Here is a 16146-nt window from a genome sequence, read left to right as displayed (position 1 = left end):
GCTGATCCTGTGTGCGATCAGGCCGGCTGCAAGGACTTGCCCAGCTTGCGCAGGAACTGCTCGCAGCGTTCCATCTGCGACAGCGTCACGAACTCGTTGGGCTTGTGGGCATTGCCGATGTCGCCGGGACCGCAGACGATGGTCGGAATGCCGATCTGCTGGAACAGCCCCGCCTCGGTACCATACGCCACCTTGCGGGTTTCACGGTCGCCCGTCAGTGCGCGTACCAGTTCGGTGATGGCCGCCTGCTCCACCGCTTCCAGCGCCGGGCTGCCGGCGAAGTTGTCGATCTCCACGCGGGCGTCCGGGAACTCGCTGCGCATCTTGGGCAGCAGCACCTCGGCGATGTACTTGTCGATCCGGGCCTGGATGTCGGCCACGCTCATGCCGGGCAGGTTGCGGAATTCGTAAGTAAATTCACATAGCTCAGGGATGGTATTGACCGCGATGCCGCCACGGATCTGATTGGTGGTCATCGTGCTGAAAGGCACATCGAAGAATTGGTCATAGGGGCCATTGGCCTTGTAGCCATCGGCGAAATCGCGGATGGCGCAGATCAGGCGCGCGGCATGCTCGATGGCATTGCAGCCCTGCGGGGTCAGCGAAGAGTGCGCGGACTTGCCGTGTACCTTGCAGGCGAACACGTTGATACCCTTGTGCGCCACCACCACGTTCATGCTGGTGGGCTCACCGACCACGCAGCCATCGACCTTGATGCCGCGCTTGACGATCTCTTCCAGCATCACGGGAGCGCCGATGCAGCCGATTTCTTCATCATAGGAGAACGCCAGGTGAATAGGCTTCACACGCGGCATGGCCAGAAATTCCGGCACCAGCGCCAGCGAGGTGGCGATGAAGCCCTTCATGTCGCAGGTACCGCGACCGTACAGGCTGCCCTCCTTTTCGGTCAGCTTGAAGGGGTCGGTATCCCATTTCTGGCCATCCACGGGCACCACGTCGGTATGTCCGGAGAGCACGATCCCGCCCTCGGTGCTGCCGGCATCGGGACCGGCGGTAGCGGGCAAGGTGGCGAACAGGTTGGCCTTGGTCTGCTCCTTGTTGTGCGCCAGCCAGGAGGAGATGCCCTGCTTTTCCAGGCTGTCCCGCACGGTGGTGATCAGTTCCAGGTTGGAATTGCGGCTGGTGGTATCGAAGGCGACCAGGGTCTCTAGCCATTGGCGGGTGTTCATTGTCTTGCTCCAGTTTCCATCTGTATCTGTTCAGGTATTCGTGTCTTCAAAAGCATACCGCCGTCTCCAAAAGACGGCGGTATCAAGGGCATAGCTTACCCGGAAAGCCTCAAGACTGCTGACCGGCCGCCTTGAGCCCCTGGTCGGACAGTCGCAGCACGCGTGCGCAACGCCCGGCCAGCTCGATATCGTGGGTGACGATGACGAAGGCCGTACCCAGCGTACGCGAGAGTTCGATCATCAGTTCGAAGGTGCGATCGGCGGTGCTGCGGTCGAGGTTGCCGGTCGGTTCGTCGGCCAGCACGCAGGCCGGGCGCGTGACCAGCGCGCGCGCCAGCGCCACCCGCTGGCGCTCGCCGCCGGAAAGTTCACCCGGCCGGTGCGTCACGCGTTGCGCCAGGCCGACCTTGTCCAGCATCTCGCGGGCCTGTTCCTGCGCCTCGGCACGCTTGATGCGGCGGATCATCAGCGGCATGGCCACATTGTCCAGCGCAGAGAATTCCGGCAACAGGTGGTGGAACTGGTAGACGAAGCCCAGCGACTGGTTGCGCAGGGTTCCGCGCTCGCGCTCACCCAGGCTGGCGAAATCCTTGCCCAGCAGGCTCACGGTACCGCTGCTGGGGGTATCGAGCCCGCCCAGCAAGTGCAACAGGGTCGACTTGCCGGAACCGGAGGCGCCGACGATGGCGACCTGCTCGCCATGGTAGACGTCGATATCGACATTGCCCAACACCTTCACGGAATATTTGCCCTGGGTGAAGGTCTTGCCCAGTCCGCGCGATGAGAGCACGGCCTGGCGGTTCTTGATCGGATCAATATTATTCATAGCGCAGCGCCTCCGCCGGTTTGACACGGGCCGCTGACCAGCTCGGATAGAGCGTGGCCAGGAATGCCAGCACAACGGCCAGGCCGCCGATGGTGGTGACATCCGACCAGATCAGCTCGGACGGCAATTCGGAAATCACGTAGATGCTCTTGGGCAGGAACTGCACATGGAAGGCACGCTCGATGGCCGGCACCAGCACATCGATGTTCAGTGCCACCAGCACGCCCAGACCGACCCCGGCAGCCGTACCGATGAGGCCCACCAGTGCGCCCTGGATCACGAAGATCTTCATGATGGAACCGGGAGAGGCCCCCAGCGTGCGCAGGATGGCGATGTCGGCCTGCTTGTCGGTCACCGTCATCACCAGCGTGGACACCAGGTTGAAGGCCGCCACCGCGATGATGAGGGCGAGGATGATGAACATCATGCGCTTTTCGGTCTTCACGGCCGCGAACCAGTTGCTGTTCTGCTGCGACCAGTCGCGCAGGTAGAGGTCGCCGGTGAGAGTGTGGGCCAGTTGCTGAGTCACTTCCGGGGCCTGCAGCATGTCGCGGATGCGCAGGCGCACGCCGGTAGGGGCATCCATGCGGAACAGGGTCTCGGCATCCTTGATGTCGATGAACGCCAGCGACGAGTCGAATTCATAATGGCCGGCCTCGAAGATGCCGGTTACGGTGAACTGCTTCAGGCGCGGCAGCACGCCCGCCGGGGTCACCTGCCCCTGCGGCACGATCAGCGTGACCTTGTCCCCCAGGCCCACGCGCATGCCGCGCGCCAGCTCGCCGCCGATGACGATGTTGAATTCGCCGGGCTTGAGCGAATCGAAACTGCCCTGCTTGATCTGCCCGGCCACGTCGGACACCTTGCGCTCTTCTTCGGGCAGCACGCCGCGCACCATGACGCCGCGCAGGTTGTCGTCACGCGTCATCATGCCCTGACCGGACACGTAGGGCGCCGCGCCCAGAACTTCCGGGTTCTGGAAGGTCTGCTTGGCGACGGCCTGCCAGTCGTGCATGGCACCGGAAGCGTCAAACACCTCGATATGGGGCAGCACCGACAACATGCGATCACGGACCTCCTTCTGGAAGCCGTTCATCACCGACAGCACGACGATCAGCGCGGCCACGCCCAGCCCGATGCCGGCCATGGAAATGAGGGAAATGAAGGAAATGAAACTGTTGCGACCGCTGCGCTTGCCGGCCCGCGTGTAGCGGATACCGACCAGCCATTCGAACGGCAGGTTTTTAATCAGACTCAAAATTGCTCCGGGAGAGGGCCTGCACAATGTGCCACCAGTCGCCTCGCGCCCCAGGCTAGGGGCGCAATGCTCCGGCCGCACGCCAACACGGGCGAAGACAAAGCGCGAAGTTTGCCACAGTTTGGACCGACGGCCCATCCCTGGCCCTCAGCCGCCTGCTCGCGCCTGACCCGTAGGTCGCCCGCCGTGATGTCTATAGATTCACTTCCACGGCAGAGGTTCGCGCTCAGTGACTTCATATAAAAGCACTTCCTGATGTTGCATCATGAACTGGTTATATATACAGTATCTGCTTGCGCCCCCTCGCCCCTCCGGATTTCCCGCACCATGCCACCCGAACTCGCTCAGGACGTCCCCGACACCAGCAGCCCGCCCAGCGGCGAGCGCGATCCGTTTGCGCGCCTGAACGCGCAGCAGCGCGAGGCGGTCGAGCACGGCAGCAAGCTTCCGCCGGCACAGCAGCTGCCGCTGCTCATCGTGGCCGGTGCCGGTACCGGCAAGACCAATACCCTGGCGCACCGCGTCGCCAGGCTGATCCTCGATGGGGCCGACCCGCAGCGCATCCTGCTGCTGACCTTCTCGCGCCGGGCGGCCGCCGACATGGGCCGGCGCGTCGGCCAGGTGATCCGACAGGTCCTGGGGCTCGCGCCTGCCGACAGCCCGCCGCAACTGCCCTGGTCGGGCACCTTCCACGCCATCGGCGCGCGTCTGCTGCGCGAGTACGCGACCGTCATCGGATTGGAAGAAGACTTCACCATCCAGGATCGCGGCGATTCGGAAGACCTGATCGGCCTGCTGCGCCATGAGATGGGGCTGTCCTCGACCGACAAGCGTTTTCCGCTGAAGGCGACCTGCCTGTCCATTTATTCACGTGCGGTCAATACCCGGCAAGACCTGGGCACGGTGCTGCAAACCCAGTTCCCCTGGTGCCGGGAATGGGAAAGGCTGCTGGGCGAACTCTTTACCCGCTATGTGGAGGCCAAGGAAGCCCAGCATGTGCTGGATTACGACGACCTGCTGCTGTTCTGGGCCGACATGCTCTCGGACCCAGTGATCGCGCAGTCGGCAGGCGCGCGCTTCGACCACGTGCTGGTGGATGAATACCAGGACACCAACCGCCTGCAGGCCGAGATCCTGCAAAGGATGAAACCGGATGGCGCCGGTGTGACCGCCGTAGGCGACGATGCCCAGTCCATCTATTCCTTCCGGGGCGCCACGGTGCGCAACATCCTCGACTTTCCCGAGCTGTTCACGCAGTCGGCGCGGCTGTTGACGCTGGAACAGAACTATCGCTCCACGCAGCCCATCCTGCAGGCCTCCAATGCGGTCATCGCCGATGCGCCGGAGCGGCACCTCAAGCAGCTCTGGAGCGACAAGCCTTCCTCGCAGAAGCCGCAACTGGTGGTGATCCCGGATGAGGCCGAACAGGCGCGCTGGGTGGCCAACCGCATCCTGGCGCATCGGGAAGAAGGACTCACGCTGAAGTCGCAGGCGGTGCTCTTCCGTACCGCCACCCACAGCGCGGCGCTGGAACTGGAACTGGTCCGGCGCAACATTCCCTTCGTGAAGTTCGGCGGCCTCAAGTTCCTGGAAAGCACACACATCAAGGACCTGCTGTCCCTGCTGCGCCTGGCCCACAATCCCAGTGGGCGGATGGCGGGCTTCCGGGCGCTGCAACTGATCCCCGGGGTCGGTCCCGCTACCGCCAGGAAGGTGCTGGACCTGATGGCCGGTGCCAGCGCCCCGGCCGACGCGCTCCTGAACTTCAGCGCGCCCTCCGGCATCGCCTTGCAATGGCAGGCCTTTGCCGACACCTATGACCTGATGCGTCGCGCCAGCGCGACCTGGCCGACCGACCTCCAGGCCGCGCGCGACTGGTACCTGCCGCAGCTGGAACAACGCTACGAGGATGCCGACGCCCGCGCCGCCGACCTCGAGCAGTTGACCGCGCTGGCCAGGGGCTATGCCTCGCGCGAGAAATTCCTCACCGAACTGACCCTGGACCCGCCCGAGGCCAGCAGCGATTTCTCCGGCCCGCCCTATCGCGACGAAGATTACCTGACGCTCTCCACCATCCACTCCGCCAAGGGCCAGGAATGGCGCTCGGTCCATGTACTGAATGTGGTCGACGGCTGCATTCCGTCCGACCTGGCCACCGGCAGCGAGGCCGAGATCGCCGAGGAACGGCGTCTGCTGTACGTGGCCATGACACGCGCCAGGGAGTATCTGCACCTGGTGGTACCACAGCGCTTCTACATCACCCAGCAGACGGCGCAGGGCGAGCGCCACATCAACGGCATCCGCAGCCGTTTCATCACGCCGCGCATGCTGCCTTTCTTCGAGGACAGCCTGTGGTTCTCGGCCGAGACCAATGGCGCGCGCACGCCCATGCCCGACAGCGTGCGCATGCTGGTACGACAGCGCGCCAAAAACGCCTGGAACAAGCAATGACACTGCCTTGAAGTGAAGCTTTGTGCAGTCGACGGGGCCAAGCGGCGCGCCAGCCGCTAAAATAGCGCCCCATGAATCAACTCGACATCCTCATCCCCTTCGCCCTGCCCCCGGCCGAGCTGGCGCGCGACCTGCTGCGCCAGTGCCAGGCGCCGGCCCTGGCCATGCTGCTGGGCCGGGGCAAGGCCGTGGCGCGCCAGGCGCATGATCCGTTTTCACGCGCCCTGCCGCATGAACACTGGCTGGCCCGACGCTTCGGCCTGCCGCCTGCCGCCCAGGATTGCAGCCCGGCTGCCGCCAGCGCGCTGATGCAGCGCTTGGGCCACGCGCCCAGCGCCGGCCACTGGTTCGTGCTGCATCCGGCCCACATCCACGTGGCCCGCGATCATCTGGTGTTGACCGACATCGGCCAGCTGCAACTGGAGGAGGACGAATCGCGCCGCCTGTTCGACGCCGCCCTGCCGCTCTTTACCGAGATCGGCCATGAGCTGGTCTATGGCGACGCCCGTACCTGGTTCATCCGGGCCGATGCCTGGGCCGGCCTGCGCACCTCCACCCCTTCGGCGGCCAGCGGGCGCAATGTCGATATCTGGATGCCCGAAGGACCGGGCGAGCTGGCCTGGCGCAAGCTGCAAAACGAAGTGCAGATGCAATGGTTCGCCGAGTCCCTCAACGAACAGCGCGAAATGCGCGGCCAGAAGGCCATCAACTCGATCTGGATCTGGGGCGGCGCCAATGCCGGCGTGCTGGCGCAGGACATCTACACCGAACGCTTCGGCCTGCGCGGCTGGCTGCGCGCCTTCGGGCAGGAGCGCATCGATGGGGGCGCGGCCCAGCTCGTGCGCGGCAGCGGCCACCGCCTGCTGGTGCTCGATGCCCTGGCCGAAGCCGCGCTGGCCGAGGAATGGGGTCTCTGGCTGCAGCACCTGGAACACCTGGACCGCGACTGGCTGGCACCCTTGCTGGTATCGCTGCGGGCAGCAAGCCTGGAGTCGCTCAATCTGATCCTGAGCGGCGCGGATCGCAGCCTGGAAGTGACGGTCACCCGTGGCGCGCTGCGGCGTTTCTGGCACAAACCTTCACTGGCGGGGCTGTCGGCATGATACGCGTCACCACCCGCTCCTATGACATCACCCAGGCCGAGCAACTCATCGCCGAAGGGGTGCACCCGGTGCTGGCACGCGTCTATGCGGCGCGCGGCCTGTCCACCGCACGTGAGCTGGCCAGCGAGCTCAATGCCCTGATCGCCCCGTCCGGCCTGCTGCATATCGATGCCGCCGCCAGCTACCTGACCGACGCCATCGCCGCGCGCAAGAAGCTGGTCATCGTCGCCGACTACGACTGCGACGGCGCCACCGCCTGTGCCGTCGGCCTGCGCGGATTGCGCCTGTTGGGCGCGCAGGTCGACTATATCGTGCCCAATCGCTTCGAATACGGTTACGGCTTGACGCCCGAGATCGTCGAGCTGACCGTGCGCGAGAAGAATCCCGACATCATCGTCACCGTCGACAACGGCATCGCCAGCATCGATGGTGTGGCCGAAGCCAAGCGGCGCGGCATCGACGTCGTGGTGACCGACCACCACCTGCCCGGCGACGCCCTGCCGGAGGCGCGCGTGATCGTCAATCCCAACCAGCCGCAGTGCGGCTTCCCCAGCAAGAACCTGGCCGGGGTGGGCGTGATGTTCTACGTGCTGCTGGCGCTGCGCGCCGAGATGCGCAAGCGCGGCCGCTTCGATGCCCAGACCCAGCCACGGCTGGACAGCCTGCTCGACCTGGTGGCCCTGGGCACCGTGGCCGACGTGGTCAAGCTGGACGCCAACAACCGCATCCTGGTGGCGCAGGGCTTGAAGCGCATGCGCAGCGGCAAGATGCACCCCGGCATCGCCGCCCTGTTTCGCGCCGCCGGCCGCGAGGCCCGCCGCGCCACTCCGTTCGACCTCGGTTTTGCCGTCGGCCCGCGCCTGAACGCGGCCGGCCGCCTGGCCGACATGTCGCTGGGCATCGAATGCCTCACTACCGATGACGAAGGCCGTGCCTGGGCCATCGCCCAGCAACTCGACGCCATCAACCGCGAACGGCGCGACATCGAAGCCGGCATGCAGGACACCGCCCTGCTGCTGCTGGACGATTTCAACCCGGCCGACCGGCGCACCATCGCCGTTTTCGATCCCTCCTGGCACCAGGGCGTGATCGGCATCGTGGCCTCGCGCCTGAAGGACAAGTTCTACCGCCCCACGATCACCTTCGCACCGGGAGATGAAGGTTTCATCAAGGGCTCGGGCCGCTCCATCGCCGGTTTCCACCTGCGTGACGCGCTCGATCTGGTGTCCAAGCATGCCCCCTCGGTGATGACCAAGTTCGGCGGCCACGCCATGGCGGCCGGGCTGACCATCCATGCTGAAGCCTTCGATGCCTTTGCGCAGGCTTTCGAGGCGGTAGGGCGCGACTGGCTCACGCAAAACCAGCTGGAGCGCGTCATCGAGACCGATGGCGAACTCGAGGACAGCTACTATTCGGTGGAATTCATCAGCCTGATGGACCAGCAAGTGTGGGGCCAGGGCTTTGCCCCGCCGGTGTTCTGCGACCATTTCCGCGTGCTCAGCCAGCGCATCCTCAAGGACAAGCACCTCAAGCTGCAACTGGAAAAGGGAGGGCGCAAGTATGACGCCATCTGGTTCGGCCATACCGATGCCCTGCCCGACCATGCCCAGGTCGCCTTCCGGCTGGATGCCAACGAATACAACGGCAAGACCAGCGTGCAACTGATGGTGGAACATGCGGAACCCGCCTGAAACCCTGACAGGCCCCTCGTCGAGCCAGGCGGGCTGCGCACGCGGGCAAAGCCTTGCCCTGCAAGGATTGCAGCCCGGCAATAGCTAAAAAAAGAGCACCGGCACCACATTGCAGTGGCACAATATTGGCTTGGAGCGACTTCCGGGCAATTTTGAAGGAAGTGGGCAACAAGGGCGCTCCGAGCAAAAACAACAACATCAAATCCCTGAATGAAGCTCAAGCGCATCCATTGCAGCCTGGTGTCTCGACTCGTCCTCTTCGGCCTCCTGCTGATCGTGGTCAGCGCCTTCATGCGCTACTACATCCTGATCGACTTTCTGGAAAAGGAACAAGCCCAGGTCGCAGCCGACCAGCAAAGCACCATCGCCAGCTATCTGGCCGAGGACATCGGGTACCGCGTACAGGAGCGGGCGCACTACCTGGAACGCCTGGCCCGGCACCTGCCGGCGTCGATGCCGGCAGACCGCGCAGGACTGTACACCTGGCTGCAGGAGCACCAGGAATTGCAGCCGCTGTTTGCGCAAGGACTCTTCGTGGCCGACACCAACGGCATGATCGTCGTCGACTACCCCACGCTCAATGGCCGCCGCGCCCTGTCGCTGACCGGGTACCCCGATTTCGAACGCGTCATGCGGGGCGCCACCGTGATCTGCCCGCCCCTGACCAGCCCGGCCAGCGGCAAACCCATCCTTGCGATCATGACGCCGCTGCGCAATGCCGAGGGCCGGATCGTGGGGGTACTGGGCGGCAGCACCGAACTGACTGCGCCGGGCTTCCTCGATCACCTGCAACGGGCCAGACTGGGGCCGACCGGCAGTTTCCTGCTCATTGCACCCAACCAGCGCCTGATCATCGCCTCCAGTGACGAGGCCCTGGTCTATACCCGCTTGCCTCCCGTGGGCCAGGACAAGCTGATGGACCAGGCCCTGCAGCAGGGATACCGCGGCAATGGCGTGGACGTGGCGGCCAATGGGGTCAGTGAAATCAAAGCCTTTTCCTCGGTGCCCGGCACCAGCTGGCTGGTAGCGGTGACGCTGCCGCTGGCCGACGCTTTGCCCACAGTCGCCCGTACCCGCGCCCTGATCGGGCGCGGTGGACTGATTCAGGGGGTCATGGTGGTTGCGCTGGTGGTGCTGGCCTACCTGTGGTTCTTCCGCCCGCTGCGCCGTGCCGCCGCCCTGGCCGACCGCATGACGCGCGGCGAGCTGCCGCTGTCGCCGCTGCCGGTGGAGCGGCGCGATGAAGTCGGCCACCTCACCATGGCCTTCAATGGGCTGCTCTCGCGCCTGAAGCTGCACCAGGCCGAACTGCAACATCAGGCCCATCACGACGTGCTGACCGGCCTGCCCAACCGCATGATGCTGGCCGAACGGATGGAGGCGGCGCTCACCCACGCCTGCCGCGAACGCAATGGTGTGGCGCTGCTGTTCCTGGATCTGGACGGTTTCAAACCGATCAACGATACCCTCGGCCACAAGGCCGGCGACCTGGTGCTGCAGGAAGTCACACGGCGCCTGCGCCAGGTGGCCCGCCACGGCGATACCCTGGCGCGCGTGGGCGGGGATGAATTCGTGCTGCTCATTACCGATCTCGGCCAGCCCTACGAACAGGGCGCGCAGGTGCTGGCCGAAAAATGTATCAAGGTGGTCTCGGAACCGCTGCACCTGGCGCAGGGAGACTATCAGCTGGGCGTGTCGGTGGGCATCGCCGTGTGTGACGGCAGCTGTGACGCCGACAGCCTGCTGCAGGCGGCCGACAAGGCCATGTATGCCGCCAAGGGCAACGGCCGTGGCTGCTACGTGATTGCCCCGGCACGGCCGACGGTGGCCGACGAACTCAACGTACCGGCAGGAACTGCAGGAATGACCCGCCCAACAGGTTCTGCACATAGCTGATGCCGGCACGGCGATAGCGCTCGGTCATGAATTCGGCCATCAGGTCCAGGCGGCCGACGATCTTGCCGAATTCACGTTCGAAACTCAGATTGCGTGCCTGGCTGCCGATCTCGTCGGACAGCAGCAAGGGTGCACCGCTGGCATGGCGGCGACTGGAGAGGATCCAGGCGGCGATCTCCACATTGCGGGCAGCGTTGTAGAGACGCTGGGCATCGAGCCCGTCGACCAGGAAGAATTCAATCTTGTTGCCATGCGCCACGATGATCATGTCGGCGGTGGCATCGATGAAGGCCGCGACCCTATCCCCCTTGAACTCCGGCGACAAGGCCAGCGTCATGGCCTCGATATCGCGCTTGCCCTGCAGTTCCGGCCAGGCCTGGCGCTGTTCGATGGCCTGGCGCACCTTCTGCTCGGCCTCGTCGCGGCTGGCCGCAGTCTTTTTCCATTCGGCCGGATTGCGCCGATACAGCTTGGACATCAGCAGGTAGAGACTGTCGAGATTGGCCCGCATGGCCAGGGTAGCCACGCGGTTGCTGTCGGATTGGCCCATCTCGCGTGAACTGGCCTGGGCGCCCTTGACTTCGCCATGCGGGGCGGGTGTCGAGGCGCACCCGGCCAGCAGTGCGAGGCACAGCAGGGGCGGCAGGAGAAAAAACAGCTTTCTGGTCATCGGCGGGCGGCACGAAACGAGCTGACAGGGCCTGATCCTAGCAGAATGCGTTCCCTCCGCCCCCTTCAGACTGAAGCCTTTTGCTTCACATCAGGCCTTTCCGGTATGCGGCAAACCGGTCAGATAGCCGACCGTGGCACCGAAGCGATCCTTGTAGTTGGCGCGTACCAGCGGGTCGAGGGTGTCCTTGACCTTGTCGTGCAAACCTTTTTCCCAGTCGCCGGCGTGCTGGAAATTGCTCATCACGTAGGTCCAGCCGTTGATTTCATCGACGGCGTGCAGGCCGGTCGATTCGGCACCGGCCGGGCAGGACAGTACGCGGGTGAGCGCCTTGGTATCGACGTTGTAGGCCCACAGGAAGTTGTTGACGTGCATGCCGCTGTCTTCGCCGATGAACAAGGTCCGCAGCTTCTCGGAGAACTTGATGTTGTCCGGATTGGCAATGTGCTCCTGATCGGCCAGGTTGCCGAGGGCATCCGGTGTCTTCAGGTCTACGCCCACCAGGGCCGCCGGCGGGGCCATGTCGATGGCGACCCATTCACTGTCGATGACATTGCCGCCGGTATCGCGCTGGCCACCGCGCAGGTTCAGGGCGTACACGGCGCCGGCCCGGGGCCCGGCGACCTTGATGTGACCGGAGCCATTGAGCATCGAGGTCTGGATGTAGGACATGGCCGAATAGGCGATCTTGTCCTGCGCGTTGACGGTCGTGCCTTCCATCTTGGTGAAGCCCAGGCTGCCACCGGCGAGTGCCGCATAGCGGTGGGTTTCGAGGAAGGCCGCGGCCTTCTGCATGCCCGGCTTGACGCGCACCCAGTTGAACTTGCCGTTGAACGGGATCTTGGAGAAGGAACCGTCGGCCGGATCAGTGGTGCGGATGTCCATGATGTCGGCGGCCTTGTAGCGGTCTGCCATGGCCTTGACTTCGGCGCTGGTGGCGCTGCCCAGGCGCACCCAGGACAACTTGCCCGCGCCCGGACCGACGCCCGAGACCTGCTCCCAGCGCGCCACGTAGAGCGTGCCCGACGACAAGTCGGCAGCACGGTCAGCGATGAACATGAACAGGCCACCATTGGTGGCGTCGTCGCCCATCAACACGGTGCGCTGGTCCGGCATGACCTGCACCAGCTCGTGCGAGATGCGGCCCAGGCAGTAGTGCTTCTTGATGGAGCCGGTGCCGTCGGGGTGGACGGTCACTTCCGGCAAGTGGCCGTAGTGGTAGGGATTGGCGCGGTTCTCGTCGCCATACAGATTCTTGCTGAAGGCCTTGAATTGCGGGTTGGAGGCGATGGCCGAGGCATCCGGTTCATATTCTTCCGACGACAGGTGCGTATTCCAGGGCGACAGGCTGGCGCCGCAGGTGATCCACAGACCGTTGACCTGGGACGTATCGACATTGTGGTACTGCACCAGCGACAACTTGCCCGAGGACGGGTCCTGGTCCAGCGTCAGCACGGCGATGGGCGACGGCAGCTGGCCGTACATGGCGGCCTGCTTCTGGTCGCGGGTGGTGTATTCGAATTGCACCACGGCAAATACCGCATTGCCCTTCACGCCCGGCACCTTGGCACCGGCCACGGTCAGCAACGAAGAGCCGTCCGGGCAGTCGGAATAGAACTGGCGCTCCTTGCCCGGCACCGAACGGTCGATGATGGGCTGATTGTTGATGTCGAGGTAGCCGCCGGCGAGAATGGTACCGCCCTTTCCGTCGGGCACCATGTCGCCGGTCATGAAGAAGGGTTGATAGGCCAGCTTGTAACTCTGTTTGCTGCCATCGGCAAAGATCACTTCCAGGGCCGAACCGACGGTGGTGGTGGCCATCGCGGCCGGATTGGCCAGGGTCGGAGCCGGCATGCCGGTGAAGCGCGCCGAGGCAAAGGGCTTGCCCGCGCCGGGGGTGGCGCAGGCCGCCAGCAGGGCCGAGGCCGACAGGCCGCCGGTCAGCGGCAGCAGGGGCGCGGCGCCCAGCGCCTTGAGCAGGTTGCGGCGGCCGGCTTGCGGCTGATCGACGTCGGATTGGGTAGCGGTGGGGGCAGGCTGTCTCATCGAAGGTTCTCCGTATTGGCTAGCAGATGGCAGGCAGCGCCGGGCGCCGCCGTCAGGATTTTGTCAGTCAAACAAGCGCGCCGATGGTAGCGAGGGAAAATGACAGGCGCGTGACGGGGGTGAAACTGCCCTCCTCCTCTTGTATAATTCGAGGTTTGATCGCAAAAGAAACCATCATGGAAGCAGAACGCCTCAATTCCCTCCAATCCTTGCTCGACGACCTGGCCACCCGTGCCACCGAGCTTCGGAGGTATCTTTGACTTCGATGTGAAGTCGGAGAAACTCGAACAAGTCAACGCCGAACTGGAAGACCCCAACGTCTGGAATGACCAGAAGCGGGCCCAGGACCTCGGCAAGGAAAAGAAATCGCTGGAAGCGATCGTTCACACCCTCGTCAAGATCGACAGCGAACTCACCGATGCGCGTGACCTGTTCGAGATGGCGCGCGAGGAAAAGGACGAGGACACCATCGTCGCCATCGAGGCCGATGCCGAGAACCTGAAGAAGCTGGTGGAAGAAATGGAATTCCGCCGCATGTTCAGCGGCCCCATGGACGCCAACAACTGCTTCATCGACATCCAGGCCGGTGCCGGCGGTACCGAAGCCCAGGACTGGGCTTCCATGCTGCTGCGCCAGTACCTGCGCTATTGCGAACGCAAGGGCTTCAAGGCCGAGATCCTGGAACAGTCCGACGGTGAAGTGGCCGGCATCAAGACCGCCACCATCAAGGTCGAAGGCGAATACGCCTATGGCTTCCTGCGCACCGAAACCGGTGTGCACCGTCTGGTGCGCAAGTCGCCCTTCGACTCGTCCAATGGCCGCCATACCTCCTTCTCCAGTCTCTTCGTCTACCCCGAAGTGGATGAATCCTTCGAGATCGAGATCAACCCGGCCGACGTGCGTGTCGATACCTACCGCGCTTCCGGTGCCGGTGGTCAGCACATCAACAAGACCGACTCCGCCGTGCGCCTGACACACGCGCCGTCGGGCATCGTCGTGCAATGCCAGAACGACCGCAGCCAGCACCGCAACCGTGCCGAAGCCTGGGACATGCTGCGCGCCAAGCTGTTCGAACTGGAACTGCGCAAGCGCATGAGCGAGCAGCAGAAGCTGGAAGACTCCAAGACCGACGTCGGCTGGGGCCACCAGATCCGCTCCTACGTGCTGGACCAGTCCCGCATCAAGGACTTGCGCACCAACTTCGAAACCGGCAATACCAAGGCCGTCCTCGATGGCGACCTCGACGACTTCATCGCGGCCTCGCTGAAACAGGGCGTCTGATCCGCAGCGGCTGCGCGGCCTTGCTGCGCGGCCGGCTCATGCTGATCCGACCGTTCAACCTTCAAGAATTCCAACCATGACCACGCAAAACACCCCCGCCGCCCAGCCGGCAGCCGACGAGAACAGCATCATCGCCGAGCGCCGCGCCAAGCTGGCGGCGATCCGCGAACAGGGCATCGCCTTCCCCAACGATTTCCGTCCGGCCAACAACGCCGCCGACCTGCATGCGAAATACGACGGCTTCGAGAATGAGGCCCTGGAAGCCGAGCCGGTCACCGTCACCGTCGCCGGTCGCATGATGTTGAAGCGGGTCATGGGCAAGGCCGCCTTCGCCACCCTGCAGGATGCCTCGGGCCTGCGCGCCGATGGCCGCATCCAGCTCTACGTGACCCGCGACGTCACCGGCGAAGAAGCCATGGCCGCCTTCAAGCACTATGACCTGGGCGACATCCTGGGTGCCGAGGGTACGCTCTTCAAGACCAAGACCGGCGAACTGTCCATCAAGGTCACCAGGCTCAAGCTCATCACCAAGTCGCTGCGCCCGCTGCCGGACAAGTTCCACGGCCTGGCCGACCAGGAAATGAAGTATCGCCAGCGCTACGTCGACCTGATCATGAGCGAAGAGACCCGCCGCACCTTCAAGGCGCGTACCGCCGCGATGTCGTCGATCCGCCGCTTCATGGAAACCAACGGCTTCATGGAAGTGGAAACTCCGATGCTGCACCCGATCCCGGGCGGCGCGGCGGCCAAGCCCTTCATCACCCATCACAATGCGCTGGACATGCAGATGTTCATGCGCATCGCCCCCGAGCTGTACCTGAAGCGCCTGGTGGTGGGCGGCTTCGAGCGTGTCTTCGAGATCAACCGCAACTTCCGCAACGAAGGTGTCTCGCCACGTCACAATCCCGAATTCACGATGATGGAGTTCTACGCCGCCTACGTGGATTACCAGTGGCTGATGGGCTTCACCGAACAGGTGATCCGCCAGGCTGCCATCGACGCCCACGGCACTGCCGTGCTGACCTACCAGGGCCGCGAGCTGGACCTGTCCAAGCCCTTCGACCGCCTGACCATCACCGGCGCGATCCTGAAGTACGCCCCGAACTACACCGAGACGCAACTGGCCGACATCGACTTCCTGCGTACCGAACTGAAGAAGTTCGGCGTCAAGACCGACCAGGCCCCGCTGGCCGGCGCCGGCATCGGTGCGCTGCAACTGGCGCTGTTCGAAGAGACGGCCGAGTCGCAACTGTGGAACCCGACCTACATCATCGACTACCCGGTTGAAGTCTCGCCGCTGGCGCGCGCCTCCGACACGGTGGCCGGCATCACCGAGCGCTTCGAGCTCTTCATCACCGGCCGTGAGATCGCCAATGGCTTCTCCGAGCTGAATGACGCCGAAGACCAGGCTGCCCGCTTCCAGGCCCAGGTCGCGGCCAAGGATGCCGGTGACGAAGAAGCCATGTATTACGATGCGGACTACATCCGCGCCCTGGAATATGGCATGCCCCCGGCCGGTGGCTGCGGCATCGGCATCGACCGCCTGATGATGCTCATTACCGACTCGCCCAACATCCGCGACGTGATCCTGTTCCCGCACCTGCGTCGCGAAGACTGATCCTTGCAGCAGGGAGATGGCGCATCCCGCCGCCGTCTCCCCTCTGCCTGACCAGCCCGCCTGCGCATCCCGCTCCCCGGATGCGCAACCCAAGCCTCCCCGCATTGCCCCGCCTG

11 protein-coding genes are annotated in these 16146 nt (G+C 64.4%); 6 read left to right on the top strand and 5 right to left on the bottom strand.

Translation table 11 applies throughout. From position 1 onward, the window contains the following. Positions 1-17: 17 nt before the first annotated feature. The 3 genes from argE to HNO82_RS11545 form a co-directional block, all read right to left on the bottom strand. Positions 18-1190: an acetylornithine deacetylase gene (argE, locus tag HNO82_RS11555; protein ID WP_008329703.1), complete on the bottom strand. Its 1173-nt coding sequence runs from the start codon at positions 1188-1190 to the stop codon at positions 18-20. A 109-nt stretch (positions 1191-1299) separates the two neighbouring features. Then, a complete protein-coding gene (lolD, locus tag HNO82_RS11550; protein ID WP_008329705.1) occupies positions 1300-2016 on the bottom strand; it encodes a lipoprotein-releasing ABC transporter ATP-binding protein LolD in 717 nt (238 codons plus the stop codon). Further along, positions 2009-3274 (bottom strand): lipoprotein-releasing ABC transporter permease subunit, encoded by a 1266-nt coding sequence (locus HNO82_RS11545; RefSeq protein ID WP_175343821.1) that lies wholly within the window; start codon positions 3272-3274, stop codon positions 2009-2011. The genes lolD and HNO82_RS11545 overlap by 8 nt, the downstream gene beginning before the upstream one ends. A 327-nt stretch (positions 3275-3601) precedes the next feature. Between HNO82_RS11545 and HNO82_RS11540 the strand changes: the two genes are divergently transcribed. The 4 genes from HNO82_RS11540 (at position 3602) to HNO82_RS11525 (ending at position 10415) form a co-directional block, all read left to right on the top strand. Continuing rightward, a complete protein-coding gene (locus HNO82_RS11540; RefSeq protein ID WP_175343820.1) occupies positions 3602-5725 on the top strand; it encodes an ATP-dependent helicase in 2124 nt (707 codons plus the stop codon). Positions 5726-5796: 71 nt separating this feature from the next. Then, on the top strand, positions 5797-6828 hold the full coding sequence (locus tag HNO82_RS11535) for a hypothetical protein (RefSeq protein WP_175343819.1): 1032 nt from the start codon (positions 5797-5799) through the stop codon (positions 6826-6828). Next, positions 6825-8519: a single-stranded-DNA-specific exonuclease RecJ gene (gene recJ, locus HNO82_RS11530; protein WP_175343818.1), complete on the top strand. Its 1695-nt coding sequence runs from the start codon at positions 6825-6827 to the stop codon at positions 8517-8519. The genes HNO82_RS11535 and recJ overlap by 4 nt, the downstream gene beginning before the upstream one ends. Positions 8520-8729: 210 nt before the next feature. Then, positions 8730-10415, top strand: a complete 1686-nt coding sequence (locus HNO82_RS11525; protein ID WP_175343817.1) for a diguanylate cyclase domain-containing protein — start codon at positions 8730-8732, stop codon at positions 10413-10415. On the opposite strand, the gene HNO82_RS11520 is transcribed toward HNO82_RS11525, so the two are convergent. Then, positions 10357-11085, bottom strand: a complete 729-nt coding sequence (locus HNO82_RS11520) for a hypothetical protein (protein ID WP_034350432.1) — start codon at positions 11083-11085, stop codon at positions 10357-10359. The genes HNO82_RS11525 and HNO82_RS11520 overlap by 59 nt on opposite strands. Positions 11086-11175: 90 nt before the next feature. After that, positions 11176-13131, bottom strand: a complete 1956-nt coding sequence (locus tag HNO82_RS11515; protein WP_175343816.1) for a PhoX family protein — start codon at positions 13129-13131, stop codon at positions 11176-11178. Between the two features lie 176 nt (positions 13132-13307). Here HNO82_RS11515 and prfB point away from each other — a divergent pair. Then, positions 13308-14412, top strand: a protein-coding gene (gene prfB, locus HNO82_RS11510) for a peptide chain release factor 2 (protein ID WP_175343815.1) whose coding sequence is annotated in 2 segments (ribosomal slippage) — positions 13308-13388 and positions 13390-14412 — 1104 coding nt in all. Because the reading frame shifts where the segments join, the coding sequence is not laid out codon by codon here. Between the two features lie 76 nt (positions 14413-14488). Beyond that, positions 14489-16030 (top strand): lysine--tRNA ligase, encoded by a 1542-nt coding sequence (lysS, locus tag HNO82_RS11505; RefSeq protein ID WP_008329721.1) that lies wholly within the window; start codon positions 14489-14491, stop codon positions 16028-16030. Positions 16031-16146 lie beyond the last annotated feature (116 nt).

Source organism: Herbaspirillum sp. C9C3, assembly GCF_013359625.1.
GTDB lineage: Bacteria > Pseudomonadota > Gammaproteobacteria > Burkholderiales > Burkholderiaceae_D > Herbaspirillum.
Note: the sequence above shows the minus strand (reverse complement) of the source record. Positions and strands in the feature narration are given on the sequence as shown.

Excerpts from the sequence above, each read along its gene's own strand:
- HNO82_RS11535 (WP_175343819.1), top strand. The coding sequence starts at position 5,797 with ATGAATCAACTCGACATCCTCATCCCCTTCGCCCTGCCCCCGGCCGAG.
- lysS (WP_008329721.1), top strand. The coding sequence starts at position 14,489 with ATGACCACGCAAAACACCCCCGCCGCCCAGCCGGCAGCCGACGAGAAC.
- HNO82_RS11520 (WP_034350432.1), bottom strand. The coding sequence starts at position 11,085 with ATGACCAGAAAGCTGTTTTTTCTCCTGCCGCCCCTGCTGTGCCTCGCA.
- argE (WP_008329703.1), bottom strand. The coding sequence starts at position 1,190 with ATGAACACCCGCCAATGGCTAGAGACCCTGGTCGCCTTCGATACCACC.
- HNO82_RS11525 (WP_175343817.1), top strand. The coding sequence starts at position 8,730 with ATGAAGCTCAAGCGCATCCATTGCAGCCTGGTGTCTCGACTCGTCCTC.
- recJ (WP_175343818.1), top strand. The coding sequence starts at position 6,825 with ATGATACGCGTCACCACCCGCTCCTATGACATCACCCAGGCCGAGCAA.
- HNO82_RS11540 (WP_175343820.1), top strand. The coding sequence starts at position 3,602 with ATGCCACCCGAACTCGCTCAGGACGTCCCCGACACCAGCAGCCCGCCC.
- lolD (WP_008329705.1), bottom strand. The coding sequence starts at position 2,016 with ATGAATAATATTGATCCGATCAAGAACCGCCAGGCCGTGCTCTCATCG.
- HNO82_RS11515 (WP_175343816.1), bottom strand. The coding sequence starts at position 13,131 with ATGAGACAGCCTGCCCCCACCGCTACCCAATCCGACGTCGATCAGCCG.